The sequence below is a fragment of the Alteromonas antoniana genome, from assembly GCF_019249295.1.
GTDB lineage: Bacteria > Pseudomonadota > Gammaproteobacteria > Enterobacterales > Alteromonadaceae > Alteromonas > Alteromonas antoniana.
Window position 1 is genome coordinate 44759 of the sequence record NZ_JAESDH010000005.1, and the last position, 25676, is coordinate 70434.

The 25676-nt window shown below is 49.3% G+C and carries 32 protein-coding genes; 15 read left to right on the forward strand and 17 right to left on the reverse strand.

Annotation, left to right across the window (positions count from 1 at the left end):
* The 4 genes from JKP77_RS05395 to JKP77_RS05410 all read left to right on the forward strand — a co-directional run bounded on the left by JKP77_RS05395 (position 1) and on the right by JKP77_RS05410 (position 3203).
* Complete coding sequence (locus JKP77_RS05395) at positions 1 to 1266, forward strand: cytochrome b (protein WP_218310186.1); 1266 nt, start codon at positions 1 to 3, stop codon at positions 1264 to 1266.
* On the forward strand, positions 1263 to 1997 hold the full coding sequence (locus JKP77_RS05400) for a cytochrome c1 (protein ID WP_218310187.1): 735 nt from the start codon (positions 1263 to 1265) through the stop codon (positions 1995 to 1997). Before JKP77_RS05395 ends, JKP77_RS05400 begins: the two co-directional genes overlap by 4 nt.
* A gap of 115 nt (positions 1998 to 2112) precedes the next feature.
* Entirely contained in the window at positions 2113 to 2745 is a 633-nt protein-coding gene (gene sspA / locus JKP77_RS05405) for a stringent starvation protein SspA (RefSeq protein WP_218310188.1), read from the forward strand.
* A complete protein-coding gene (locus JKP77_RS05410; RefSeq protein WP_218310189.1) occupies positions 2742 to 3203 on the forward strand; it encodes a ClpXP protease specificity-enhancing factor in 462 nt (153 codons plus the stop codon). Before sspA ends, JKP77_RS05410 begins: the two co-directional genes overlap by 4 nt.
* Positions 3204 to 3242: 39 nt before the next feature.
* Here JKP77_RS05410 and mgtE read toward each other — a convergent pair whose 3' ends face one another.
* Together mgtE and JKP77_RS05420 are read right to left on the reverse strand one after the other, a co-directional pair.
* On the reverse strand, positions 3243 to 4601 hold the full coding sequence (gene mgtE / locus JKP77_RS05415; RefSeq protein ID WP_218310190.1) for a magnesium transporter: 1359 nt from the start codon (positions 4599 to 4601) through the stop codon (positions 3243 to 3245).
* A 148-nt stretch (positions 4602 to 4749) separates the two neighbouring features.
* Positions 4750 to 5499, reverse strand: a complete 750-nt coding sequence (locus tag JKP77_RS05420) for a helix-turn-helix domain-containing protein (RefSeq protein ID WP_218310191.1) — start codon at positions 5497 to 5499, stop codon at positions 4750 to 4752.
* Between the two features lie 136 nt (positions 5500 to 5635).
* Here JKP77_RS05420 and JKP77_RS05425 point away from each other — a divergent pair, with 136 nt between their 5' ends.
* Genes JKP77_RS05425 through yiaA form a run of 3 tightly spaced genes read left to right on the forward strand, consistent with a single transcriptional unit; the run spans position 5636 to position 7215 of the window.
* Positions 5636 to 5953, forward strand: coding sequence for a hypothetical protein (locus JKP77_RS05425; protein ID WP_218310192.1), 318 nt, complete (start codon positions 5636 to 5638; stop codon positions 5951 to 5953).
* A gap of 3 nt (positions 5954 to 5956) precedes the next feature.
* Positions 5957 to 6769: a DUF2145 domain-containing protein gene (locus JKP77_RS05430; RefSeq protein ID WP_218310368.1), complete on the forward strand. Its 813-nt coding sequence runs from the start codon at positions 5957 to 5959 to the stop codon at positions 6767 to 6769.
* Between the two features lie 5 nt (positions 6770 to 6774).
* Positions 6775 to 7215 carry an inner membrane protein YiaA gene (gene yiaA / locus JKP77_RS05435; RefSeq protein WP_220100079.1) on the forward strand — a complete coding sequence of 147 codons (441 nt, stop codon included), beginning with the start codon at positions 6775 to 6777 and terminating at the stop codon, positions 7213 to 7215.
* Positions 7216 to 7379: 164 nt separating this feature from the next.
* Here yiaA and JKP77_RS05440 read toward each other — a convergent pair whose 3' ends face one another.
* From JKP77_RS05440 to JKP77_RS05490, 11 genes are all read right to left on the reverse strand, one after another.
* Entirely contained in the window at positions 7380 to 7652 is a 273-nt protein-coding gene (locus JKP77_RS05440; protein ID WP_218310193.1) for an HPr family phosphocarrier protein, read from the reverse strand.
* Positions 7652 to 8497, reverse strand: a complete 846-nt coding sequence (gene rapZ / locus JKP77_RS05445) for an RNase adapter RapZ (protein ID WP_218310194.1) — start codon at positions 8495 to 8497, stop codon at positions 7652 to 7654. The genes JKP77_RS05440 and rapZ overlap by 1 nt, the downstream gene beginning before the upstream one ends.
* Before the next feature lie 24 nt (positions 8498 to 8521).
* Positions 8522 to 8965 (reverse strand): PTS IIA-like nitrogen regulatory protein PtsN, encoded by a 444-nt coding sequence (gene ptsN, locus JKP77_RS05450; RefSeq protein WP_218310195.1) that lies wholly within the window; start codon positions 8963 to 8965, stop codon positions 8522 to 8524.
* Between the two features lie 3 nt (positions 8966 to 8968).
* Positions 8969 to 9256, reverse strand: coding sequence for a ribosome hibernation promoting factor (hpf, locus tag JKP77_RS05455; protein ID WP_218310196.1), 288 nt, complete (start codon positions 9254 to 9256; stop codon positions 8969 to 8971).
* A 29-nt stretch (positions 9257 to 9285) separates the two neighbouring features.
* Positions 9286 to 10776 (reverse strand): RNA polymerase factor sigma-54, encoded by a 1491-nt coding sequence (locus JKP77_RS05460; RefSeq protein WP_218310197.1) that lies wholly within the window; start codon positions 10774 to 10776, stop codon positions 9286 to 9288.
* 79 nt (positions 10777 to 10855) lie between these two features.
* A complete protein-coding gene (gene lptB, locus JKP77_RS05465) occupies positions 10856 to 11581 on the reverse strand; it encodes an LPS export ABC transporter ATP-binding protein (protein WP_218310198.1) in 726 nt (241 codons plus the stop codon).
* 2 nt (positions 11582 to 11583) lie between these two features.
* Positions 11584 to 12153: a lipopolysaccharide transport periplasmic protein LptA gene (gene lptA / locus JKP77_RS05470; RefSeq protein WP_218310199.1), complete on the reverse strand. Its 570-nt coding sequence runs from the start codon at positions 12151 to 12153 to the stop codon at positions 11584 to 11586.
* Entirely contained in the window at positions 12122 to 12703 is a 582-nt protein-coding gene (gene lptC, locus JKP77_RS05475) for an LPS export ABC transporter periplasmic protein LptC (RefSeq protein ID WP_218310200.1), read from the reverse strand. The genes lptA and lptC overlap by 32 nt, the downstream gene beginning before the upstream one ends.
* Complete coding sequence (gene kdsC, locus JKP77_RS05480; protein WP_218310201.1) at positions 12700 to 13254, reverse strand: 3-deoxy-manno-octulosonate-8-phosphatase KdsC; 555 nt, start codon at positions 13252 to 13254, stop codon at positions 12700 to 12702. Before kdsC ends, lptC begins: the two co-directional genes overlap by 4 nt.
* Positions 13254 to 14231: a KpsF/GutQ family sugar-phosphate isomerase gene (locus JKP77_RS05485; protein WP_218310202.1), complete on the reverse strand. Its 978-nt coding sequence runs from the start codon at positions 14229 to 14231 to the stop codon at positions 13254 to 13256. Before JKP77_RS05485 ends, kdsC begins: the two co-directional genes overlap by 1 nt.
* A complete protein-coding gene (locus JKP77_RS05490; protein WP_218310203.1) occupies positions 14231 to 15187 on the reverse strand; it encodes a calcium/sodium antiporter in 957 nt (318 codons plus the stop codon). The genes JKP77_RS05485 and JKP77_RS05490 overlap by 1 nt, the downstream gene beginning before the upstream one ends.
* A gap of 632 nt (positions 15188 to 15819) precedes the next feature.
* Between JKP77_RS05490 and JKP77_RS05495 the strand changes: the two genes are divergently transcribed.
* The 7 genes from JKP77_RS05495 (at position 15820) to murA (ending at position 20483) form a co-directional block, all read left to right on the forward strand.
* A complete protein-coding gene (locus JKP77_RS05495) occupies positions 15820 to 16620 on the forward strand; it encodes an ATP-binding cassette domain-containing protein (protein WP_218310204.1) in 801 nt (266 codons plus the stop codon).
* Entirely contained in the window at positions 16617 to 17393 is a 777-nt protein-coding gene (mlaE, locus tag JKP77_RS05500; RefSeq protein ID WP_218310205.1) for a lipid asymmetry maintenance ABC transporter permease subunit MlaE, read from the forward strand. Before JKP77_RS05495 ends, mlaE begins: the two co-directional genes overlap by 4 nt.
* Positions 17394 to 17401: 8 nt before the next feature.
* Positions 17402 to 17872 carry an outer membrane lipid asymmetry maintenance protein MlaD gene (gene mlaD / locus JKP77_RS05505; RefSeq protein WP_218310206.1) on the forward strand — a complete coding sequence of 157 codons (471 nt, stop codon included), beginning with the start codon at positions 17402 to 17404 and terminating at the stop codon, positions 17870 to 17872.
* 62 nt (positions 17873 to 17934) lie between these two features.
* On the forward strand, positions 17935 to 18585 hold the full coding sequence (locus JKP77_RS05510; protein ID WP_218310207.1) for an MlaC/ttg2D family ABC transporter substrate-binding protein: 651 nt from the start codon (positions 17935 to 17937) through the stop codon (positions 18583 to 18585).
* A complete protein-coding gene (locus JKP77_RS05515) occupies positions 18582 to 18890 on the forward strand; it encodes an STAS domain-containing protein (protein ID WP_218310208.1) in 309 nt (102 codons plus the stop codon). The genes JKP77_RS05510 and JKP77_RS05515 overlap by 4 nt, the downstream gene beginning before the upstream one ends.
* A 48-nt stretch (positions 18891 to 18938) precedes the next feature.
* Positions 18939 to 19196 (forward strand): BolA family protein, encoded by a 258-nt coding sequence (locus JKP77_RS05520; RefSeq protein ID WP_218310209.1) that lies wholly within the window; start codon positions 18939 to 18941, stop codon positions 19194 to 19196.
* Between the two features lie 24 nt (positions 19197 to 19220).
* Positions 19221 to 20483, forward strand: coding sequence for a UDP-N-acetylglucosamine 1-carboxyvinyltransferase (murA, locus tag JKP77_RS05525; RefSeq protein ID WP_218310210.1), 1263 nt, complete (start codon positions 19221 to 19223; stop codon positions 20481 to 20483).
* Between the two features lie 118 nt (positions 20484 to 20601).
* Here murA and JKP77_RS05530 read toward each other — a convergent pair whose 3' ends face one another.
* The 4 genes from JKP77_RS05530 to JKP77_RS05545 form a co-directional block, all read right to left on the reverse strand.
* Positions 20602 to 21069 (reverse strand): hypothetical protein, encoded by a 468-nt coding sequence (locus JKP77_RS05530; protein WP_218310211.1) that lies wholly within the window; start codon positions 21067 to 21069, stop codon positions 20602 to 20604.
* Between the two features lie 3 nt (positions 21070 to 21072).
* Entirely contained in the window at positions 21073 to 22164 is a 1092-nt protein-coding gene (locus JKP77_RS05535; RefSeq protein ID WP_218310212.1) for a trypsin-like peptidase domain-containing protein, read from the reverse strand.
* Positions 22165 to 22329: 165 nt separating this feature from the next.
* Positions 22330 to 23676, reverse strand: a complete 1347-nt coding sequence (locus tag JKP77_RS05540) for a DegQ family serine endoprotease (protein ID WP_420840052.1) — start codon at positions 23674 to 23676, stop codon at positions 22330 to 22332.
* A gap of 102 nt (positions 23677 to 23778) precedes the next feature.
* Positions 23779 to 24219 (reverse strand): ZapG family protein, encoded by a 441-nt coding sequence (locus tag JKP77_RS05545; RefSeq protein WP_218310214.1) that lies wholly within the window; start codon positions 24217 to 24219, stop codon positions 23779 to 23781.
* A 337-nt stretch (positions 24220 to 24556) separates the two neighbouring features.
* On the opposite strand from JKP77_RS05545, the gene zapE reads away from it, so the two are divergent.
* The gene (zapE, locus tag JKP77_RS05550; RefSeq protein ID WP_218310215.1) at positions 24557 to 25654 is read left to right on the forward strand and encodes a cell division protein ZapE; all 1098 of its coding nucleotides are present in this window, start codon (positions 24557 to 24559) and stop codon (positions 25652 to 25654) included.
* Positions 25655 to 25676 lie beyond the last annotated feature (22 nt).

Below are 25676 nucleotides of genomic sequence, written 5' to 3' on the forward strand. Positions count from 1 at the left end.
ATGTCTGGTTTCCTAGCATGGATTGAAGAACGTATCCCTATGATGCGCGTGGCAAATATGCACGCCATCCAGTACCCAGCTCCCCGTAACATGAACTTCTGGTACGTGTTTGGTTTTCTGGCCACAATTGTACTGGTAAACCAAATCGTAACCGGTATCTGGCTTACGATGAGCTTTGAACCTTCTTCAGCCCGGGCTTTTGCCTCGGTTGAGTACATTATGCGTGAAGTAGATTACGGATGGATTATCCGCTACATGCACAGCACCGGCGCATCGGCGTTCTTTATCGTGGTATACATGCACATGTTCCGCGGTATGATTTACGGTTCTTACCAGAAGCCTCGCGAATTATTGTGGGTTTTCGGTATGTTTATCTACCTGGCGCTGATGGCTGAAGCCTTTATGGGGTATGTACTACCCTGGGGTCAAATGTCTTATTGGGGCGCACAGGTTATCGTATCGCTGTTCGGTGCGATTCCGGTTATTGGTCCGGACCTGGTTATCTGGATCCAGGGTGACTATGTCATCTCAGGCGCTACGTTGAACCGTTTCTTCGCGCTGCACGTTATCGCGCTGCCGCTGGTTATTGTTATTCTGGTATTCCTGCACATTATTGCTCTGCACGAAGTCGGTTCAAACAACCCGGATGGTGTGGCAATCAAACACAAGAAAGGGTCGTTACCAGAGTCTGAAAAGACGCCTTATAAAATTCATGAGTACTACACCAGTAAATATGACATCGCTGACGACGTCGTACCATTCTTCCCGCACATCGTGCTGAAAGACCTTGTGGCATTCTGTATATTCCTGTTTGGTTTTACGTACATTCTGTTCTTCGCTCCTGAAATGGGCGGTAAATTCCTTGAGCATCCAAACTTTGAGATTGCCAACCAGTTGAAGACGCCTGCGCATATCTTCCCGGTTTGGTACTTCACGCCGTTCTACGCCATCCTGAAAGCGGTTCCGGATAAGCTGATGGGTGTACTGGCAATGTTTGGAGCGATTGTAGCGCTATTTGCACTGCCATGGGTAGACCGCGGTCGAGTGAAATCATGGCGCTATCGCAGTGGTTTACACAAAGCGAACCTGATCCTGTTTGCGATTGTCTTCATCTTCCTGGGCTACTTAGGTGGTACACCACAGGAAAACTGGAAAATCATCGCATCTCAGGTAGCTACCGTGCTTTACTTCGGTTTCTTTGTCGCGTTGTTCCTGTACAGCAAGAACGAAAACACCAAACCTGTACCAGAGAGGATCCCTAAATGAAAAAACTGATGTGCTTTCTGGCATTCTTTCTGCCGGGTATGGCCATGGCCGCAGGTGGCAATGTTCACCTGGATGAAGCGCCAATTGACTTAACTGACAAAGCCTCGCTTCAGCGTGGTGCCAAGTTGTTTATGAACTACTGTCTGGGTTGTCACTCAATGCAGTATCAGCGCTATCAGCGCACGTTCAAAGACCTGGGGATCTCAGATGAGCTGGGCGAGCAGTATCTGCAGTTTACCGGTGAGAAAGTCAGTGACTACATTACCCGTGCTATGCCTGCAGAATCTGCGGCTGGCTGGTTCGGCGCAGCGCCACCGGATCTGACGCTGGTAGCCCGTGTTCGTGGCGAAGACTGGATCTATACCTACCTGCGCTCTTTTTACAAAGATGAGAGCCGTCCGTTTGGTGTGAATAACAAGGTGTTCCCGGAAGTCGGCATGCCGCATGTTTTGGAACCGCTACAGGGTATCCCACGTGAGACCACGGAAGAAGTGATGGTAGACGGTGAAATGGTAGAGCGTTACGTCGGCATTAAGTCTGACGGCACCGGCTCTATGTCTCCGGGCGAATACGATGAGGCGGTAGCCGATATCGTTAACTTCCTGGAGTATACCGGTGAACCTTCCAAACTGGACTCACACCGCATCGGTAAGTGGGTACTGGTATTTATCGTGGTGTTGTTCGTATTTGTTTACTTGCTGAAGAAAGATTACTGGCGAGAAGTGCACTAAACGTCACGGTTTTTATGTATAATAGCTAAGGGGGCATCTCGCCCCCTTTTTTAGCATTTGATAGTTAGCCCGGTCGCCTTTCCGGGTTTCGATATTTCTCGACGGAGGAAACTTAATGGCCGTAGCCGCGAATAAACGTTCAATAATGACGTTGTTCTCTGACACCATTGACATTTACAGTCATCAGGTTCGTATTGTTTTAGCAGAGAAAGGAGTGGGGGTTGAGATCAGCTACACCGATCCGACAAACCTGCCCGAAGATCTGATTGACCTGAACCCTTACGGTACGGTTCCAACGCTGGTGGACCGAGAGCTGGTACTGTATCACTCTCATATCATCATGGAATACCTGGATGAGCGCTTTCCTCACCCGCCACTGATGCCTGTGTATCCGGTATCTCGTGGTCAGAGTCGTCTGATGATGCACCGCATTGAGCAGGACTGGTATTCACTGGCAGAGAAAATTTTCCGTGGCGAAGGCGATGTTGATGCGGCGCGTAATGATCTACGTGAAGCGCTGCTTGCACTGGGGCCGGTATTTGCTGAAATGCCTTATTTCATGAATGAAGAGTTTAGCCTGGTAGATTGCTACCTGGCACCGCTGTTATGGCGTCTGCCGTTATTAGGCATTGAGCTTAACGGCGCAGGTGCGAAAGAAGTTCATGCATATATGAATCGTCTATTCTCACGGACGTCATTCAAAGCTTCTCTGACGGATCAGGAACGCGAGATCCATAACCCGTTATGACATCAATGACCTCTAATCAGCCGTACTTGTTGCGCGCGTTCTTTGACTGGATCGTCGATAATGAATTGACGCCTTATATTGTCGTAGACGCCAACAACGAGTTGGTGGAGGTGCCACAGGAGTTTGTCAAAGATGGGCAGATTGTTCTGAATATCTCTCCATCAGCCTGTGTGAACTTTTACCTGGATACGGATGGCTTGTCATTCCAGGCGCGTTTCGGTGGGCAACCCCGCCGAATTAGCATGCCCTGTCAGGCTGTGATGGCAATTTACGCCCGCGAGAATGGCGCAGGCACGGTGTTTGCCACGGAAGATGAAATGGTACCCACCGCTGAACCACAGTCCGATCAAAGTCAGGATACCTCAGCACCGAAAGCGGTAGACGAAAAAACGGATAAGCAGGCAGATGCGCCTGTTCCTCCTAAAAAAGGCAAACCTTCGCTGAAGGTCATCAAATAAAAAAAGTCCGGCATGCCGGACTTTTTTTTGCCTTGATGCTTACATAAGAAACAGTGTCGCTGTGCCCAGAAAGGCGAAAATACCCACCACATCAGTGATGGTTGTCAGGATCACGCTACCCGCCAGTGCGGGGTCTATCTTCAGCTTTTTCATAATGATTGGCAGCGTTGCGCCAGACAGCGCAGCGGCAATCATGTTTACGAGCATGGCAAAGGCAATGATAACACCCAGCATCGCATCCTGTTTCCACAGGGCGATGACTGACGCAATCAACACTGCCCAGATGATCCCGTTAAAAAAGCCGACAGCCAGTTCTTTGCTTATCAGCCAGCGGGAGTTACTGGCATTTACGTGCCCCAGCGCCATACCGCGAATAACCAGCGTCAGTGTCTGATTACCGGCGACGCCGCCCATACTGGGCACGATGGTATTTAAAATAGCTAACACTGCCAGTTGGCTTAGTGTCGCCTCAAACAAGTCACTGACAGCAGCGGCCAATAAGGCGGTGACCAGGTTAACGCCAAGCCAGACTGAGCGGCGCTTGGTACTTTGTAATACCGGCGCGAAGGTATCTTCTTCGTCATCCAGACCGGCCATACTCATCATCGAGTGCTCGGCATCCTCGCGGATAATATCCACAACGTCATCAATCGTAATACGACCGACAAGACGATGTTTCTCGTCAACGACCGGTGCCGACAACCAGTTGTAACGCTCGAACAGACTGGCGACCTCATCGTCCGGCATATTAACCGGAATGGCTTCAGCCTCCTCGTCCATCACATCACCGACTTTATCATCAGGATCGGCAGTAAGCAGGCGGGCGACAGGGACAATGCCAACGAGGTTATCAGTGCGGTTTACCACATAGAATGTGTCCGTATTCTCGGGCAAATCGCCCTTCAGGCGAATATATCTCAATACGACATCTACGGTGACATCGGGTCGCAATGTAATGGTGTCGGTGTTCATAATGAACCCGGCAGTTTCCTCACCGTAGGATAGAGCTTGCTCAGCGCGGAGTCGGTCCTGTGCATCCATTGACTGCAGGATATCCTGCAGGACTTCATCCGGCAGACTACTAAGCGTTTCTGCCAGATCGTCGGTGTCCATTTCTTCGAGGGCATCGACCACATTGGCCGGCACCATTTTGGTTATGATGCCGTTACGTACTTCTTCTGAAAGCTCTTCGAGAATATCGCCGTGAATGTCAGCGTCTATAAGATCCCATAGCTCATCACGGGTCTTGGTAGGACTGGACTCAAGAATGAGGGCAACATCAGAAGGGGGCAATTCGTGTAACAGCTTACGAACCGAGACAAAGCGCCCTGTAGAGAGTGCCGCGTTGAGCTGTCGCAGCTGACTTTGAGCATATTTTGATTCGACTGCTTCTGCCACTGTCTGCTCCGCCTAACTGACTGATTATTAATATGCTATAGGATATCGCACAACGCCTGAGGCTGTCATGGTAATTCACAGACAGGCGCGCTTTTTGTCATGCCTTCAAACTTAACGTGGTAGACAATCTGAGGACTGTCTCACACTTTCATTCAGGGGCAGGTGGCGGTCGGCGCATGTTCTCAAATAAGGAGGGCTCCCACGGGCGCATCGCCATCAATAACCCCATATGCTTGCGCTCAGTGACTGGTAAACTCCGGTCTTCTTCATTTAACTGGGCAGCTTCGTGCGTGATCTGATCAAGTCGCCGTTGAATGATGTCTATCGAGGTAGGGGAGTACCGTCCTCGTAAATAAAAGCGAAATGTCCATGGCTCGTTTTTCTTCGGAGCCATGAACTTTACCATGACTTCCTGCTCCATAAACCGCTCCAGCGGCCCGCCGGGGATCCAGCGAAAGTCCTGCGCGATCAATAAGCGGTAACGATTATCGGGAAGCAGCTCAATGAGTTTGAGACGGTCAAGTCGGGCAAGCAACTGAATGGCCTCAGTTTCGGAAATCGCATAATACCCAATGATGTCTTTAAACGACCATCCATCACGCACACAAACAGCTGCCAGCAACAACCTTGGATCGTCGAGTAATGTATTCTCCTGCTCTACGGTAAGCTGAGACAGTCGCTGACGCTGCTTTTCAACAGTGGCGAACAAATCGCTGAGTGTCATTGCCAGCAACTGGCAAATTGCCTCAAGGCGCTCAAGCGAAAAGCGCTGTTGTGCAAAACTTCGTTTTACACTGGCTTCGCTGATGCTTAGTTGCTCTGCAACCTGTTTATAGGTGAGGTTATGCTCTCTCAGGCATTGCTTAAGGACACGGGTTAATTGGGTTATCTGACTCATAAGTATTAAAAAATGATACCAATGGGGTCATTATAGTCGACATTTTATATAAAGGTTTATTTATTTGTTCCTTGCCCGTAGCGTAGAGCGTGTTGAACGGCATGAGCCGCTCACCATTCTCAAAGGAGAGAGGAAAATGAAAGCACGTTATATGGTTTTAGCTGCCTTACTGGCAAGCGGATATGTTCAGGCTGATGATTCTGTAGGACACAGTGCTAAAGGTTCAAAGCACAGCGCTATTGCGGCCTCACAAGGCGCGGCGGTTTCAGTCGCGGTAGGAAGTGCGGTCATTGCCGCCCCGGTGGTGTTAAGCGCAGCGGCGGTATCGGCTGCACATGATGCATCACACAAGCATGATGCACCGGAAACGCTGATTATCACCGACACTGTCATTACGGTCGACGCAGCGCCAGATATTGCCATTACTCATCGTCAAACCGACGATAAGGAGTAAATGATGCGTAGGTTACTCGCGGTATTACTTATTTTATTGTCAGCCCGGTACGCGCAGGCGGGAAGCCAGGCGGCCCAATCGCCGGTTTTTAGTCCCGATGCGATTGCCAGTTTCTCCAAGCAGGTGGAAAAAGATCTGGCAGCGCAAGGCGCAAGAGTCGCAATCCTGGCGAGGCAGGGGCGAGCGCAGAAAGAGTTGCCGCAGGGAATAAGCTTCACGCATACGGCCATTGCTATTTATTCAGATATCACGCTGGATGATGGCAGTACCGCGAGAGGCTATGCCATTCACAACCTTTATCAAACGCCTGATAACCTGGATGTCAGCGAACTGGTGACCGACTATCCGGTAGACTTTTTCTGGGGGGCGCACGCCCTGAAGGCCGGCATTATTATTCCTACTCCAGAGCTGCAACTGGCGATACTGAAGATATTTCAGGATAACCAGGTAGCGGGTTTACACAATCCTGCGTATTCGGTCATTGCTAACCCCTTTAATTCTGCCTACCAGAACTGCACGGAATATACGTTGGATATTATTAACGCTGCTGTCTACGGCACTACCGACAAAGCGCGACTGAAAGCCAATGCAAAAGCGTATTTTTCACCTGAAAAAGTTCGCTTGAGCCGCTTCAAACTGACGCTTGGCGAGATATTTTCTGATGGCGTTAGTGTGTCAGATCATGGTCGCACGGTCAGAACAACCACCTTCACAACCATTGGCAATTACCTGAATCAGTATGGTTTAGCGGACGCTGTTTACACACTGGACGCTTCAGGTCAGAAAGCCCGTTTAACACCAGTATTAAAAGGATAAAGATTATGTCAAAGCCAACTAAAGCGTTTCGTATTGCTGCTATTGGTGCGCTTCTTGTGGGAGCCGGCGCTTACTGTATCGGGCTGTTAAATGCGGCTATGCCACTTAATGAGAAAGGGTACTATTTTGCTGTATTGCTGATGGCATTGTTTTCGGCGGTATCTCTGCAAAAAACGTTCAGGGACAAAATGGAAGGAATAAAAACCACTGCCATCTACCTGATGCTTTGCTGGATAGCTACCGGTGCGTCGGTTGTCTTACTGTGTGTAGGACTGTTTAATGCGGACTTGTTGTTAAGCGAAATGGGCTTCTTCGGGATGGCATTTACACTAAGTTTGTTCTCTGCTGTTACGGTGCAGAAAAATGTCCGAGACTGTGCTGTTGTTAACCGGGATGCTGATGATGAACCTGAAATAACATCCCCTGATGCCACTCAACCTGAGTAAAGCCGGACGTGTCAAACGTTAATAAAAACGCCCCGTATCATCGGGGCTTTTTTATGCTTGTGAGCGGTACTCAGTTCGCTTAAGCCCGCTAAAGCCTCACTAAACGTTGCAACGGCAGAGTAAGCCCATGACGGGTATTATTGCGGTGTGCAGCAGTAAGCGAACTATTCTTCTTCGTTAAACTTCCCGTCGATTAATGAGGCAATAGCATGCAACGCTTCTTCTGCATCTTCTCCGTCACTAATGATCTCAACCTGCTCACCCTGATGACTTTCTAACATCATCAGGCCTAGCACGCTGTTTGCGTCCGCTTCTTTATCACCTTTCAACAGTGTCACTGTTGCATCAAATTTATTGGCTACCTGCACCAGTTGTGTGGCTGCTCTGGCGTGCAATCCGAGCTTATTAACGATGGTAACGGTTTTGCTGGCGCGCATTACTGATTTAACTCCCGGTGACGAATCTGTACATCAGGATGCATATCACTGAAGGTTCTGGCCAGTGTTTCTGCGACAAACACTGAACGATGTTGCCCGCCCGTACACCCAATCGCAATGGTGACATAGCTGCGGTTATTACGCTCAAGGTGCGGTAGCCAGGTCGTGATCAGGTTCTGGATTTGCCAGATGAATTTGGTAACTAACGGTTGAGAGCCGAGGAAATTCTGTACTGGTGCATCCAGCCCGGTAAGGTGCTTTAAATCCGGCTCCCAGTGTGGATTTGGCAGGAAGCGACCGTCAAACACATAATCTGCATCCTTCGGAATACCATGTTTAAAGCCAAAGGATTCAAAAACCAGCACCAGCCGCGAGCTTTTTTTACCCAGAATACGTTCACGGATAAGCTCTGCCAGCTGATGGATAGATAACTGGTCAGTATCGATATACAAATCGGCACGCTCAACGATAGGCGCGAGCAAGTCAGATTCTGCTTTGATCGCCTCCGACAGCGACTTATTGAGTTTCGCCAGCGGGTGTAATCGGCGCGTTTCACTGAAGCGCTTCACTAGCACATCGTCGCTGGCATCAATGTAGACAATTGTCATTGACCATGACGATGGCAGGTAGTCGAGAATTTCGACTAAATCTGCCGGGTTTTTTGGCAGGTTTCGTACATCAATACTGACGGCGACCTGTTCATACTCATCGACGACAGTATGTGTCAGCGTGGGTAGCAGGTTAACCGGAATATTGTCGACGCAATAATAGCCAAGATCTTCCAGTGCGCGCAGGGCGACGGATTTGCCTGAGCCGGAACGGCCACTAATGATGATAAGCTTCAATGCGCCTCTCCCTAAAAACGCGCGTTATTTCAGAGCAGTGATAATATCGTCGCTACTATTCGCTTTTCGAATGGCTTTAATCGTGTCTTTATCACTCAGTTTACTGGCAACGGTGGCTAATGTCTGCAGGTGACCTTCTGTTTGTTCCTCGGGGACCAACAGGGCAAAAAAGATATCGACGGGTTTGTCATCTAATGCATCAAAATCTATGGGGGGTGTGCTGGTGACAACAATGGCGAGTACACGCTCAAGGCCGGGCAAACGCCCGTGCGGCAGTGCAATGCCATTACCGATGCCAGTACTGCCCATTCGTTCTCTGCTGAGCAGGCTGCTAAGGACAACGGCTTCGTCGATGGTAGGGTTATTTTTAGCGGCAATCTGGCTGATAATCTCCAGAATTCGCTTTTTGCTGTTGCACTGGACCGCACATTCCGTGCGGTCCAGGCTGACAAGGGCTTGAATATCCATCAATTAATGTTTCTTCATTTTTTCCTTGTGTTTAATTACCTGCCGGTCAAGTTTATCGACCATGCTATCGATTGCTGCGTACATGTCCGTATTTTCGGATGACGCAAATACCTCCGCACCGCTAAGGTGAACCGTGGCTTCTGCCTTTTGATTTAACTTTTCAACATTGAGAATGACATGCACGTTCGAAATATGATCGAAGTGTCTTTCCAGTTTGCTGAATTTAGTATCGACATAACTACGCAAAGAGTCGGTGATTTCGACATGATGACCAGTGAGGTTAATTTGCATATTTCGTCTTCCTTATATTATCAAGCCTGTTAAATAAGGCTCTTACGTTGGTTCGACGGTGGGATCGATAGCGATTCCCGGTATTTTGCGATTGTTCGCCGGGCAACTTTAATGCCTTGTTCGGCCAACAACTGCGCAATTTTACTGTCGCTTAGCGGTTTACTTGGCTTTTCAGCCGCCACCAGCTTCTTGATCAATGCACGAATTGCAGTGGATGAGCATTCACCACCGGATTCTGTCGCTACGTGGCTGGAGAAGAAATACTTCAGCTCATAAATACCACGAGGGGTGTGCATGTATTTCTGAGTGGTTACACGTGAAATTGTCGATTCATGCATATCCACCATTTCTGCGACATCATTCAGCACCATTGGTTTCATCATTTCCGGGCCATGTTCAAAAAAGCCCATCTGTTGTTGAACAATGCAGTTAGCCACTTTCATCAGTGTCTCGTTCCGAGACTCCAGACTTTTAATGAACCACTTGGCTTCCTGCATGTGCGAACGGATAAACTGAGAGTCGCTGCTGTTGCGCGCTTTACGGCTCATGGCAGCATACTGTTGATTAACGCTCAGTTTAGGCAGGCTGTCAGGGTTTAATTCAACCACCCAACGGCCGTTTTTCTTCGCCACAGAGACGTCAGGAATGACGTACTCAGGCTCTTTAGTAATCAGTGCGCTACCTGGGCGAGGGTTCAGTGTCTGCAGCATTCGCATGGCCTCGCGGAGTTGATCCTCTTTCAGGCGGCTCTTGCGCATTAAGGTGCGGTAATCTTTGCTACTGAGCAAGTCAGAATAGTCTTCGAGAAGAATTTTAGCTTCTGCAACCCAGGGCGTGTCGGGAGCAAACTGGCGTAATTGAACTAATAAGCACTCTTGCGGTGTGCGTGAGCCAGAGCCAATCGGATCGAACTGCTGAATGCGCTTAAGTACACACTCCACCTCGTCCATTTCAACCGGCTCATCGGCATCATCCAGTTCGTCAGAGTTCACTGACTCCAGAATCTCTTCAAGTGTCACTGTCAGGTAGCCAGACTCGTCGATGGAGTCAATAATCGCCGTGGCGATGGCGCGATCAATGTCGGAAAACGGAGTCAGGCGCATTTGCCAAAGCAAGTGGTCCTGAATGTTATCGGTGGTCTCACCCTGAAATACCTGGTCTTCGTCATTAGAAGAGGGGCCAGGTGCAGGCGCAGACGACGCAGAGTAGTACTCATCCCAGGTACTGTCGATGGGCAGTTCGTCAGGTAAGTCATTTTTTTCCAGCGCGTCACCTGCCTCCAGACTGTCTGAATTAGTGCTGGCGGTTTCCGTTATGCTGTCATCATTATCGATGTTGTTTTTTTCAGCCGGGTCATTATCGCCGCCTTCCTCTACTTCAAGAAGCGGATTGGAGTCCAGCGCTTCCTGAATCTCCTGCTGGAGATCGAGTGTCGACAATTGCAGCAGCTTGATTGCCTGCTGCAACTGCGGCGTCATTGTAAGTTGCTGACTGAATTTTAGCTGTAAAGATGGTTTCATCTACGTCTTAAAAAATGCGTTATTCCAAATATACCCTGAAGAGGTAGCGACTGTATTTTCTGACTTTACTTGTCGTTAACTATAGCCTGAATTGTTCACCAAGGTATACATCCCTTACTTTTTGATTGCTTAGCACCTCTTCTGCGGTTCCTTGTGCAATCAGTTCTCCGTGACTGACGATATACGCCTTTTCACACACGTCCAGTGTCTCACGCACGTTGTGGTCAGTAATCAGGATCCCAATACCCCGGTCCCGCAGATGCTGAATGATCTTCTTTATATCATTAACCGATATGGGATCAACACCCGCAAACGGCTCATCCAACAGAATAAACTGTGGGTTGGCTGCCAGTGCGCGAGCAATTTCCACCCGTCGACGCTCACCACCAGACAAACTCATACCCGTACTATTACGTATATGGTTGATATTGAATTCATCAAGTAGCGCGTCAGCTTCTTCTTCCTGTTTTGCAGTACTTAACGCTTTACGCGTCTGCAAAATCGCCATGATATTTTCATGGACAGTCAGTTTGCGAAAGATCGATGCTTCCTGAGGAAGGTAGCCAATACCCTTGCGTGCACGCTCGTGCATGGGCTGATGCGTCAGGATCTCATCATCAATCAGAATCTCCCCTTTGCCAAGCTGAACCAGACCAACAATCATATAAAATGTTGTGGTCTTACCTGCGCCGTTGGGACCCAATAGTCCGACTATCTGACCGGTAGATACCGATAAACTCACATCACGGACGACTTGCCTGGATTTATACGCTTTTGCCAGGTTTTTCGCAGTCAGCGTTGACATAACTACGGCTTATCCTCTTCTTTGGCATCCTGCGCATTATCGTTGTCTGACTCATCCTGTTCAGAGAGATTGTCGAAAGATTCTGGACGAAATACCGTCGTTACACGGCCATTACTGTCGCCGTCGCCACCGGTTGCAAGTAACTGCTCCTTCGCCATGTCATAGGTGATATTGTCGCCTTTCACCATACTGGTATCCTGCTGCAATTCGGCGTTGCCAGCCAGCGAAATGGTGCGTTTGCTGACTTCATAGCGAATTTCATTGGCTTTGGCCTGCACTGGCGTTCCGTCATCCATGGTTTGTGAATAGCTGGCAGGCTTACCGCGCGCGACAAACACTTCTTTGCCTTCCCCCGCGGTGGCGATGACTTCAACTTCATCTGCATCGATAATCAGGCTGCCCTGCGTTATTCTCACATCATCTTTAAACAGTGAGGTTTTATTTTTACCGTCGACAAACTGCGATTTCGAATCCACCTTTATTGGCTTAGAAAAGTCACTGCTGTCTGCCAGCGCGAGCTGACTAACCCCAAGCAAGAGGCTAATTGCCAGGGGAATAAATGGTCTGTACATGATCAATTAACTCATATTCCTGGGTTTTTAAATCGGCTTTAAACCCGTTGCTGTTGATGGTGTAAGGAGTCCCCCGAATCAATACCGGCTGGTCAGACACCATCTTCTGTGTATCCAGATTAACTTCAATAAACTCAGTAGAAATCGTGCTCACAAAAGCGTCGTCATTCAGGCTTTTGATCAGCACGTCAGAATCAAGCTGAATCAGGTCATCGTTATACAATGTGCCTTCTTTCGCCGTGACTTGCCAGGACGAGGTTTGCTGCTCCAGGTAGATTGTGTATTCAGGCTGCTGAAACAATACGAAACCCAGTTCATCATAATGTTCCATGCTGGTCGCAAAAATCTGATGGTTACGGTTACCTTCGTCATCATAAAACGTGGTGGTGAGGTTTCTTGCTTTATACGCTGGCTGCAACGCGTCAATGCGCTGTTGCTCGCGGGTCTCCGGCTCCTCTTCCATCCATACCGGCAGATACAATAATAATGCCAGCACGAACAATGCTGAGATGCTAAGACCAAGCCGGCTTACACCGCCGCCGTCGCTCATACACTGGCTCCGTGAATGTTATCCAGCAGGTCATGCGCCTGAAGCAAGGTGTCACAGATTTCGCGCACGGCACCAAAGCCGCCTGGCAAGGTGGTTACCCAGTTTGCTTGTCGTTTCACTGCAGGGTGGGCATCCTGAACGGCAATGCGGGTGTCTGCATACGGAAACATACCAGTATCCGGCATGTCATCACCGACTACGGCAATCTGATAAGGAGCCAGTCCCAACTGCTGACTCAACTGACCCAGAGCGGTTGCTTTATCTTCTTCGCCCTGAATTATGTGCGCCACATTCAGCGCTTTCATTCGGCTTTCAACAATCGCAGAGCGTCTTCCGGTAATCACGGCGACATCCACGCCGTTTTTTACCAGCGCCTTGACGCCATAACCATCCCGGGTGTGAAAGGCTTTTAACTCTTCACCATCGTTGCCCAGATAAATACGGCCATCTGAGAATACGCCGTCTACATCGCATACCAGCAGCTTAATCTCGCTAAGTTGTGCGAACAGTTCAGCGTTGAGAGTAGTATAAAGGGTTTCGGTTTGCGACATCAGAGCACTCCGGCTTTCAACAACATATGCATATTAAAGGCGCCCGTCGGTGTATTATTTTCATCTACAACCATCAGCGCACTGATTTTATGGGCTTCCATTAAGTTTAGCGCCTCTACCGCCAGTTCATCTGCCTGGGTCGTCTTACCACCCCGGGTCATGACGTCCGCCACGTTGGTAGTGTGAATATCAATTCTGGCATCCAGAATGCGCCGTAAATCACCATCTGTAAATACGCCTGCCAACTTGCCCTCTGTGTCCAGTATTCCAGTCATTCCCAGGCCTTTGCGGGATATTTCAAGCAATGCTTCAGACACTTTCGCGGTTTGCGATATCAGCGGAAGTGCATCACCACTTAGCATAATGTCGCTGACTTTCAGCAGAAGCTTTCGTCCCAGGCTGCCGCCGGGATGAGACAAGGCAAAGTCATCAGAGGTAAAACCTTTTTTGTCCAGCAACGCAATGGCAAGTGCATCGCCCAGTACCAGCGTGGCTGTGGTGCTGGAAGTCGGGGCTAATCCAAGAGAACAGGCTTCCTGCTCGACACTGATATCGAGGAACACATCGGCATGTTGCCCCAGTGTACTGGATGGCTTGTTGGTCATCGCAATAACCGGTACGTTAAGACGTTTTACTACCGGCAATAAATTAAGTAACTCATAGGTTTCGCCCGAATTGGATATGGCAAGCAATACGTCGTTCTTACTGAGCATGCCAAGGTCGCCATGATTTGCTTCACCCGGGTGCATAAAAAAGGAGGGGGTTCCGGTGCTGGCAAGGGTCGCAGCAATTTTATTGCCGACGTGGCCTGATTTGCCCATTCCACACACCACGACTTTTCCTGTGCAGCGCAGCAATAAATCACAGGCAGCAACAAAACGGTCATCCAGCCGGGTCGCCAGCGCTTCAATCGCGCGAGCTTCAATGCCAATCACATTTTTGGCGGAAGCAATATAGGGGGATTCGTTATATGACATTACGCAAACAACCAGAACTGATAGCCGATAAAGCAACATACGAAAAGGCTGCCTTCAACACGCGTTATCTTTCTGTTTCCTTTTAAATTAAAGCTGAACAGGAACAATAGCAAAGTCAGGCCAAGCATCACCCACATATCGCGGTTGTAGGCATCGGGATCCAACAGTCCCGGTGCGATTAGCCCTGGCATCCCTAAGACAGCTAACAGGTTGAAAATATTCGAGCCGATGATGTTACCCAGCGCCAGGTCGTCCTCACCTTTCATCACGCCGGCAATACTCGCAGCTAACTCAGGCAGGCTGGTACCCAGTGCAATAATTGTCAGGCCAATGACCAGATCACTGACGCCGAAAGCACGGGCAATATACACTGCCGAGTCTACCAGAAAATGCGCGCTTAGCGGCAGCAACACCAGACCAACCCCAATCCATATGACTGCCGAGCCGGTGCTGACATTTTTGGGGATTTCATCTGCCGTTTCCGCCATCAGCGGATCTTCTTTATCAACTTGCAACGACAGCCATGCCATAGCTGCAAGCATGAAAACAAACAGGCCAAGCAAGATCATGCCCTCGTAGTGAGCCAGCTTGCCGTCATACATGAAGGATATCGCGATTAAGCTGATAACAATGAGTACCGGTAACTCTCTTTTCAGGGTGGTCGAAGACACGCAAAGCGGCTTTACCAGCGCGGTTATCCCCAGCACCAGTGCGATGTTGGTGATATTAGAGCCCATTGCATTTCCCACTGCCGTGTTCATATTGCCGTTAGCCGAGGCAATCGCAGAGACCACAATTTCAGGTGCAGAAGAGCCCATCGCCACGATAGTCAGTCCAATCATCATCGGCGAAATACCAATATTCTTGGCTAAAGCAGAAGCGCCATAGACAAAGCGATCTGCACTCCAGCTGAGAACCGCAAGACCAGCAATAAAAATGAGAACCTGAACTAACACTGCTTTCCGTAGGATTGTGAATTTGAAAAGATTGTCGCAAAAACAGAGGCTTTTGCCTACGCCTAATCACCCCGAAGACGATTTCTTTTACACCTGTGGCAAGAAACCTGCTTAATTCTACAACCACAATGACGCAAATCGGCGGATTGATTGTGTATTTGTACGTAAAAGCTCGCGGAAATGGTTTTGTTAGGTAATGGTTGCGCAACAAACGCCATGATAAGACTGCAATGGTGTCTCTTTTCTCTGACGGTAGAGGCCGCTGTGCGTTATTGGCAATAGGTGTGTGAAAAGATTAAAGCGTAAAGAAAGCAAGGTATTGTCGGCGAAGCAGGGCGGGTTGTGATTGTTCACTTTCGATGCCATTCGCTCTTTTTCGCGAACGTTTACGGACAAAAAGCGCTAATTACAAAATCATGCATTGTGTAAATGGATTTCATTCGATGCAATCGAACATAACTTGTAACTTTTTGCTTTTGTTGAGGGCCTTGAAAAAGCGTACAATACGCCAAAATTACACTGGTCAGTGAACTTTAGTCTTCAGACGTCCTCAGATGTCACAGCAAAAGCATTGCCAGTCGGGGATTCCGACCTTTTCCGAAAACCACTCATGGACCGTAGTTCTAATTGTAATGGATAATTTAGTCGAAGTAGACAACATGACATTCCGGCGCGTTGATCGCGTGATTTACGAAGGAATTTCACTGAAAGTACCCAAAGGCAAAATCACCGCGGTGATGGGGCCTAGTGGTATTGGTAAGACCACGCTGTTAAAGCTGATAGGCGGACAGTTACTCCCTGAAGAAGGCGATATTCGCTTTGACGGTGAGTCTATTCCGGACATGTCACGTTCGAAGCTCTATCATACGCGCCGCCGTATGAGCATGCTGTTTCAAAGTGGCGCTCTGTTTACGGACATGAGCGTGTATGACAACGTCGCATTTCCGCTGAAAGAGCACACTAAACTGTCTGACGATGTGATCAGCACGATAGTGTCGCTGAAACTGCAGGCAGTAGGTTTACGTGGTGCCGCCCAACTGATGCCAAGTGAGCTATCCGGTGGCATGGCGCGCCGTGCCGCACTGGCGCGGGCAATCGCGCTGGACCCTGATCTCATTATGTACGATGAGCCATTCGCCGGACAGGACCCGATTTCTATGGGGGTGCTGGTGAAACTTATCCGTGAGCTGAACGACGCGCTGGATTTAACCAGTATTGTGGTCACCCACGACGTAACAGAAGTACTGACTATAGCGGATTACATTTACATTCTTGCCGATAAGCGCGTGATTGGTGAAGGCACTGCGGACGAAATCCGCAACAGCGACTCTGAACTGGTCCAACAGTTTCTTAAAGGCGAAGCAGACGGGCCGGTACCGTTTCATTATCCGGCAGAATCATTGTCCAGCAGTTTGTTAGGGGGCGCTGAATGAAGTTCTTTCAGTCAATTGGCGCGAAAACGCTGGCTAAGCTGTCAACGGCGGGCCGGGCAGCCCTGATGTTGTTTGGGGCACTGGTTGCGGTGCCCAAATTTAAAAATGTATCGCTGACAATCCGTCAGGTTTATGTTGTCGGTGTTCAGTCTCTGTTAATCATTATTGTTTCAGGCTTGTTCATCGGCATGGTAATGGCGCTTCAGGGCTACACCATTCTTGTTGATTACGGTGCCGAGGGCAGCCTCGGTCCGATGGTAGCACTCTCTTTGCTAAGAGAGCTTGGGCCTGTGGTTACTGCATTATTATTTGCCGGTCGCGCCGGCTCTGCGCTAACGGCTGAAATTGGCTTAATGAAAGCCACAGAGCAGCTTAGCAGTATGGAAATGATGGCGGTTGACCCACTTCGGCGCGTGGTCGCACCGCGTTTTTGGGCGGGCATGATATCCATGCCGATGCTGGCGCTGATATTCAGTGCGGTGGGGATTTTAGGCGGCCATATGGTGGGTGTTGACTGGTTAGGTGTCGATGCCGGCAGTTACTGGTCCATAATGCAGTCCACTGTGGAATGGGACAAAGATGTGCTTAATGGGGTAATAAAAAGCCTCGTTTTTGCCTTGGTTGTCACCTGGATTGCCATATTTAAAGGTTACGATTCTATTCCAACCTCGGAAGGGATCAGTAAAGCGACCACGGAAACGGTGGTATTTTCTTCATTAGCTGTGCTGGGGCTGGACTTCGTGTTGACTGCCCTGATGTTTGGGATTGAGTAGGGGGTAGGATGAATAAGTATAAAACGGAACTGATGGTTGGGGTATTTGTCGTACTTACCATTGGCGCAATTTTGCTGCTGGCATTGAAAGTAGCTAACCAGACAATGGCGACCGAAGGGGATACTTACACCCTGTATGCAAAATTTGACAACATTGGTGGGCTCAAGGAGCGTTCAGCGGTAAAAGTCGGCGGCGTCACTGTTGGGCGGGTTACCTCCATCTCTCTGGATAAAGAGGACTATACACCGGTAGTTGAGCTAAGTATTTATCAGCAGTATGCAGACTTTCCTGAGACCAGTTCCGTATCTATTCTGACCTCAGGATTATTGGGCGAGCAGTATGTCGGATTTCAACCGGGCTTCTCGTTCGACGGGGTTGCCAATCTGGAAGACGGTGACTATCTGCAGGACACCAAGTCTGCGTTGGTACTGGAAGATCTCATCGGACAGTTCCTGTTTAACCGCGGAAGCGACGAATAACGAATTATGAACGTGGCGGGGCAATGGCCCGGTCATAGTGAAAAAGCAATTAGGAGAATTTAGTGAAAAAGTTGGTATATATTGTTGGCGTATGGCTGCTAACTGCGTTTGCAACTGCCACTGCACAGGAAGTTAACGAACAAAACCCGTATGAACTGGTTGAGGATGTGGCGATGAAAACGTTCGATCGCATCAAAGCCAATCAGGACGCTATAAAGCAGGATCCGGAAATGCTGCGTACCATCATGGAAGAAGAGCTGGTTCCACACATTGATTATCAGTTTGCCGCTTTCATGGTGCTGGGAAAACATTTTAAATCCGTGCCAAGAGACAAACTGTCTGAGTACGTCAGTGTATTCCGTCAATATCTGATCACGACTTACGCGGTAGCGATGGGGTATTACGATAATCAGGAAGTGATTTTCGAACCGGAAGGTGAGTTCGATGATAAGAAATCGGTGACCGTCCGCGCTGTGGTGCAGGATCCGACACGCCCGGAAATCAATATTGCTTTTAAAGTCCGAAAAGACAGTAAAACCAATGAATGGAAGGCTTATGATATGGTTGCTGAAGGCATCAGTATGCTGAACAGTAAGCGCAGTGAGTTTGAGTCAATCCTCAGACAGGACGGTATTGACGCAGTGATCGCCATCATGCGCGACAAAATTGAGAAGCCGGTTCAACTGAAGCAAGACGATAAGGATGCCGCGTGAGCCTGTATACCTTTGAAGATAACGATACGGTAAAAATTACCGGTCAACTGGACCGCGACACGCTGTCGCGGAACTGGTGGGTCATGTTATCCTCTTCCGAGCGCTCGCAGCTGCAGAAAGCCGGGCGCTGCCAATTTGACCTACAGCAGGTAGAGCGAGCTGACAGTGCAGGTCTGGCGTGGATCATAAACGCTGTCCGTGACGCCAGAGCACATGATATTGATATCTCGTTGCACGCCGTACCGAAAAAAGTATTAAAGCTGGCTAAAATCAGCGATGTCGATACACTGTTGCCGGTCAAATAAGTTGTAATTTACAGTCAGCATTGCTGACTATTAATACCGGATGGTTTTATGGACGTTACTGAAATAGAAAATATTTTGAAAGAGGCTTTGGATTTAGCGGAAGTCCATGTTCAGGGCGACGGTTCACATTTCACGATTATTGCGGTAAGCGATGCGTTCAATGAGATGAGCCGGGTCAAGCGCCAGCAAGCTGTTTATGCGCCGCTGTCCGATAAAATAGCAGATGGTTCTATGCATGCCATTTCTATTAAAACCTTTTCCGAAAAAGACTGGGCGCGCGAGCGTCAGTTTAATCTTCCACAATAAATGCCCCACGGAAACCCTTTTACAGTGGATAAACTAGTAATTAAAAAGAGCCCGCCGTTACATGGCTCGGTGCGTATTTCCGGCGCAAAAAATGCTGCGCTGCCGCTACTTATGACGAGCCTGCTTACCAAAGAGGCATGTCGCTATACGAATGTGCCGCAATTGCGCGATATCAATACTACAGTGTCGCTGCTGCAGGAGCTGGGTGTTGAAGTGGCAAGGCCCGCACCGAATGATGTGCTGCTAGATGCTCACGAACTGTCCAGTGTTACTGCTCCTTACGAGTTAGTACGCACCATGCGTGCCTCCATTCTGGTTCTCGGGCCGCTGCTGGCACGCGAAGGGAAAGCCAATGTGTCTTTGCCTGGCGGCTGTGCGATAGGTGCGCGACCGGTAAACCTTCATCTGTCTGGCCTTGAAAGAATGGGCGCAGTGATCGAAGTGGATGAAGGCTATATTCGCGCTCATGTAGATGGACGCCTGCAGGGTGCCCGCATTTTTATGGATATGGTCAGTGTTGGTGCTACCGAAAACCTGATGATGGCTGCTGCGCTGGCGGAAGGTACCACGGTGCTGGAGAATGCTGCGCGTGAGCCTGAAATTGTTGACCTGGCTAACTGTCTGAATCAGATGGGAGCAAAAGTCAGCGGTGCGGGAACTGACAGTATCACCATTGAAGGTGTTGATTCACTAAGTGCATGCGATTATGCCGTGTTGCCAGATCGCATTGAAACCGGCACGTTTTTGGTTGCCGCAGCGGCTACCGGCGGCAAAGTTCGCTGTACGCATGCAGCACCGGACACACTCGATGCCGTATTGGACAAGCTGGAGCAGTCGGGCGCGAAAATCACTACCGGTGATGACTGGATTGAGCTGGATATGCAGGGACAAAAGCCCAAAGCGCTGCGTGTGAAAACCGCGCCGCATCCGGCATTTCCTACCGATATGCAGGCGCAGTTTGTCACACTGAACTGCATTGCGGAAGGCACTGGCGTCATAACGGAAACGATTTTTGAAAACCGCTTTATGCATGTGCCGGAACTTCAGAGAATGGGCGCAGAAATAGCGCTTGAGGCCAATAGCGCAGTGTCCAAAGGCTCGTCTAAGTTAAAAGGTGCGCCGGTAATGGCAACCGATTTACGGGCGTCAGCGTCACTGGTCATCGCCGGGTTAATTGCTGAGGGAGAAACGCACGTAAACCGCATTTATCATCTTGATCGTGGCTATGAAGCCATTGAAGAGAAGCTGCGTGGGCTAGGTGCCAATATTGAGCGAGTAAAGGAATAATCGCTTTTTGATTTGATCACCAGAAGGCGCTTTAACTAAGCGCCTTTTTTATTTTCGGTTATGGCACTTCCAGTACATAACTTCTGCATCCTTGCCTTTTAGTGACGGTTGCAAGGGACTATGTGCTGTGTTGCTGGTAAACGCGAATAATGTCTTCTTTATTTTCAAAATCAACCACAGCGGCGGCGCGCTCCACGCAAGCATCTATATCAGTGACCACGTCAACACAAGACACATTTTTCGTTAATGCTTTAGCCAGAATTTGCGTGGATACCGACGAGCCCGAAGGGTCTATTAACCATTGGCCGACCATGCCTTGTTCAGCTGCGTGCACATTGAATTCTGACAATGCCTGTAGCACTGCAGGCGTGCCCAACTGCCATTTGTTAGCCTCTATCAGGCAAATGAATTCCCTGATGCCAGCCTGTTTCCGCAACGCGATAATTTTGCTCATATAATCGCGCGTGCAGGACATCGACCAGCTGCCGCGAGGGAACACCATAATGACACCCGGTAACGCAGACAGGATAAAGCTGCCGTTTTTGTGACTGGAAGATGTGACGGTGAGCGGGTCGGAAAGTGACATAAATTAGTTAATGCGGGGCGTAAAGTTCTCAGATACCGATAATTCCGCCACAACCACATTCAGGGTAAGAATATCGCCATTGCGGCTCACTTCCAGTTCAAGCGCAGTACCAGGCTCAGTTTCAGCGATCATATCCAGTGTTTTAGACGCACTTTCCAGCCGTACACCATCTATCGCAAGCAGTCTGTCACCTGCTTTCAGGCCGGCCCTGTCAACCGGACTGCCATTCGCGACTGCGGTGACTTCAATGCCTGGCTGGCCCCGGTATTCACTGCCAAGAAAGCCAAGCTGCCCCCGGGTTACCCTGCCGCTGGTGATAATTTCATCCATCACCCGTTTGGCCAACTCATAAGGGACTGCGAAGTTAATACCATCAACGTTGCGTACTCGCTGGCGTGAGTCACGAACCTGAAAGTTCGCATTAGTGATCCCCACTAAAACGCCATTACTGTCCACCAGTGCGCCGCCAGAATTGCCTTGGTTAAGTACAGCGTCTGTTTGTATGAAATCCACATAGTTGGATAACCCGTTGCGTCCGGCGCGGCTGACAATACCCTGAGTAATGGTTTGACCCAGGTCGAATGGATTGCCAATTGCCATAACCACATCCCCAACACGAATATCTGGCTCTTCGACCTGTGGAATAACATGAAGATTGTCTGCACTGACCTTTAACACCGCCAAGTCAGTCAACGGATCATTGCCGATGATTTGTGCCTCGAGAATGCGGCCATCCTGAACGGCGACAAAAATACTGTCGGCGTTGGAAACGACATGGTGGCAGGTAAGAATATAACCGTTGTCAGTCATGATCACGCCGGAGCCGAGGCTGGCTCGTTCGCGAGGCTGATTTCTGAATAACCCGGTATCGTTTTCGATACTGACACTGTAAATGTTGACAACGGCGGGTGCAGAACGGCTAAGAGCCGGGAAATAAGTAGCGCGATTGTCAGCGGGAGAGGGCTCGCGAAAAAAGGCGTCAGTAAACCCGGTACCCTGACGAAGATCAGGAACCAATAACAAAATCAGGGCAGCTACCACTACCCCTAAAAGCACGGACTTAACGAAAAAACTTACGATTTGTCTGCCTGACACAATGCACACTTACCCACTATGCCCCCTACACCAAACTCAGGCAGGGAAGGAAGCAAAAAATATAAACTAAAACAAAGAATAACACCGATGTGGTTTGACACCAATCGGATTTGCCTGTGCAAACAAAAACAGCGCCGTGCGGCGCTGTTTTTACATAGCTAAGCGTTATTGTCTGATAACCAGATAGAGCGTGGAGTTGCCGCGCTTCACGTTTAACGCGATAACGCCAGTTGCCTCATCAAGCGCATTTCTGAAATCGGCAACGTTGGTGACGCGATTGCGATTCACACCAATAATGACATCGTCAGGTTGTAAACCAATCCGCGCAGCTGGCGTATTGCGCTCAAGTTCTGAGACTACGACACCTGCATTGCCGGCTTCGTCTTCACCATTGACAAGGGTTGCACCCTCCAGGGCCGGATGAATCTGGGCTGCTGTGATTTCTGTCTGTGTAGCATCGTCTAGAACCACATCCACATTCATTTCTTTCCCTTTGCGCACAATGGTCAGCTCGACTTCTGCACCGGCGCCCATGCTGGCGATTTTCGCGCGTAGCTCCTGGAAGCTGTTAAGGTCACGGCCGTTCACTGCGGTAATAATATCGCCAGCCTGAAGGCCCGCCTTGTCCGCAGCAGACTCAGGTTGAACTTCACTGACAAACGCACCGATATTGACTTCGGACTCCATAGCTTCAGCCAGGCCCGCGTCAACATCATTACCCAGAATACCCAGCAGTCCCCGACGAACTTCACCGAACTCTGCAATTTGATCTACCAGGCTTTTCATCATATTGGCCGGGATCGCGAAGCCAATACCGACGTTGCCGCCGTTAGGGCCAAAGATCGCGGTGTTAATGCCTACCAGCTCTCCACGCAAGTTGACCAGGGCACCGCCTGAGTTTCCGCGGTTAATAGCGGCATCGGTCTGAATAAAGTCTTCATATCCACCGATGTTTAATCCGGAACGGCCAAGTGCGCTAACAATCCCAGAGGTGACCGTTTGCGACAGACCGAAAGGGTTACCAATTGCCACCACGAAGTCGCCAACGCGAAGGGCATCTGAGTCAGCCAAAGGCAGCGCAGTTAGCTCATCAGGGTCGATTTTCAGCAGCGCGATATCACTTTGCTCGTCCGAGCCAAGCTTTTTCGCAGTGAACTCCCTGCCATCAGTGAGTTTCACCGTGATTTCGTCAGCATTATCTACAACGTGGTTATTGGTGACCACGTAGCCTTTTTCTGCATCAATAATGACACCGGAACCCAGGCCTCTGAATGGTCTTTCACGAAGCTGTTCCTGCGGAGCGCCAAAGAAGTAACGGAACATTTCCGGAACCTGCTGGCGCGAGGTTTGTGTGCCTTCAACAGCAATACTAACCACCGCCGGGGTCGCTTCTTCCAACATCGGCGCCAGAGAAGGCACCTCGTCTTTTTTATCACTAAAAAAGGGTAACGCTGCGCTGGCTGTAACACTCATACCTAACGAGCTGATTACCACACCTGACACCAATAACATCTGGCGAAGAGACTTATTCATATTCGCTTACACTCCTCATGTTTCCTGCGATATGCGTTCGTTCACTGACAGACTCGACACGGCAACAAAAAGTTCCCCGGGTTATTTCTTATCTGCGGCAGACTGCTCAGAACTGCCGACGAACAGGCCTGACCCTGCATTTGCAAAGTCACGAGGCTGGGTATCAGGCGCCACATTCTGTTTAGCCTTTTCCTTACCTTTAAGGTTGTTACGCAAGTAAGTGGTAGCCTGCTCACCATAGAAAGGCACGCGAGGGGTGTCGTCGTCGAGGTTTTGAGTCAACAGGGCATCATATTCCTCAACCTGTTGACGCAATGCTTCACACTGGTTTTCAATCGCTTCAATGGTCTGGCGAGTCTGGTGGATATGATGCTCGGCCTGCTGCGCCATAATTTCTTTGATATTCTTTTCCGCCTGCGCGCTGGCTTTTGCGCCGTCATCCCGCGTGTAAACATATCGCGCAACAAAGAAGCCGATGATAAGGCCTACCGCTAGCAGGGCGAGGGGGATTAACACATCCATTAATGTCTCCGAATTTCCGATTAAGTGAATCAAAGTCCGAGGTAACGCGTAAAGTCATTACGAAGCCGCACTTTCCCTGACTATAGCAATTGCGCCGGGGTTTGGCGCGAATTCATTGCGTTAAACTGTTACCAAATATACCTCTGGCGACAATTGACTGTATAAGAACCGCTGTCAGGGTAGATACGGTAAAACTTCTCAGACGTTCGTCGGACAGCGTGATTCTACCGTGATTTCGAATTAAATTAAGGTCATAATTGTAATTTTCAAGCAGGTCGGTGCAGCCATGAATGGTTAACACGCCTTCGTAATCGACAAGTCAGGAGTGGTAACGGCGATGACGCCATGGGAAAAATATCAGCAAGATCTCGAACAGCCCGAGTTCAAGTACGACGCCGCCCAGGAGAATGCGGTAAAAGAGCTACAGCGTTTGTACGATGAGTTGACTCAGCCCAGTAAGAAAACCACGTGGCGGGTTAAAATCAAAGCGGCGTTTGGTAAAGGGCAGAAAAAGCCGGGCATTCAGGGCATCTATTTTTATGGCGGCGTGGGAAGAGGAAAAACCTATCTGGTTGATACGTTTTATGAGTGTCTGCCATTTGACAATAAAATGCGTGTGCATTTTCACCGCTTCATGCACCGAATTCATGATGAGCTCAGGCAGCTCGATAAAGCAGAAGATCCACTGAAACTTATTGCAACTAAGCTGGCAAAAGAAACTAAAGTCATCTGCTTTGACGAGTTTTTTGTTTCCGATATCACCGATGCCATGATCCTGGGAACTCTGATGGAAGAGTTGTTTGGTCACGGGATAGTGCTGGTGGCAACATCGAACATCGTACCGGACGAACTGTATAAAAACGGCCTCCAGCGTGCCCGTTTTCTGCCCGCCATTGACCTGATTAACCAGAATACCCGAGTGATCAGTGTTGATAGTGGCATTGATTACCGCTTACGAACCCTGGAACAGGCAGAGATTTATCACTATCCGCTTGATGAAGATGCGACGAAAAACCTGCACGAGTATTTTCGACAGCTGGCGCCCGAAGAGGGCTCAGAGAATGAGGCGATCAGCGTAAATAACCGCAAGATACAGACGCTGCGAAATGCCGATGGCGTCATGATGGCAACATTTAAGACGTTGTGTGAAGGCCCCCGCAGTCAAAGTGATTACATAGAAATAAGCCGTTGCTACCACTCGGTGTTAGTTGCCGATGTGAAGCAAATGGGACAACATAACGACGATGTCGCCAGACGATTTATTGCAATGGTAGATGAGTTTTACGAGCGTCATGTGAAACTTATTATGTCAGCGGAGGTGGCGCTTGAGTCATTGTACAGTGAAGGGCGACTGAGTTTTGAGTTCAGGCGTTGCCTGAGCCGGCTTAAAGAAATGCAGTCTCACGACTATCTGGCGACAGAACATTTACCATAAGCGTTGTTATCGTTACCCTAAA